This window comes from Photobacterium chitinilyticum, assembly GCF_004104355.1.
GTDB lineage: Bacteria > Pseudomonadota > Gammaproteobacteria > Enterobacterales > Vibrionaceae > Photobacterium > Photobacterium chitinilyticum.
Genome location: NZ_RJLM01000247.1, coordinates 1 through 386, shown reverse-complemented (window position 1 = coordinate 386; position 386 = coordinate 1). Strand labels below are relative to the sequence as shown.

At 41.5% G+C, this 386-nt stretch carries 1 protein-coding gene; it reads right to left on the bottom strand.

Going from position 1 to position 386, the window contains the following annotated elements:
- Positions 1 to 101: 101 nt before the first annotated feature.
- Positions 102 to 386, bottom strand: a 285-nt coding sequence (locus tag EDI28_RS28275) for a hypothetical protein (protein WP_233353539.1), incomplete at its 5' end; no start/stop codon positions are given.

Sequence of the window (386 nt, the reverse complement as noted above, 5' to 3'; positions counted from 1 at the left end):
AGAGAACAGTTCAGCTGGCCTTCAGCTACTCTACAACTACCCTCCATTCCCAGACAGTGTGAATGGAACATTGAAGTAGGTCCCCCAACTCTAACAGAAGTTCAAAAGGCTATAGTTAATCTGAAACGAGGAAGGGCAGCTGGTCCAGATGGATTGGCTCCAGAAGTCTTTAAGGATGGTGGTCCAATTTTAGCGATTAGGTTGACTAATATTTTAGCTAAGATCTGGGAGTTAGACGTTATTCCATCTGACTGGTCGCAATCACTTATCGTCCCAATATATAAGAAAGGGTCAAAATCATCCTGTGACAACCACAGAGGGATTAGTTTAACTAATATAGCATCTAAAATACTAGCTTCAATAATTATTGGGCGCCTAACTAAGAC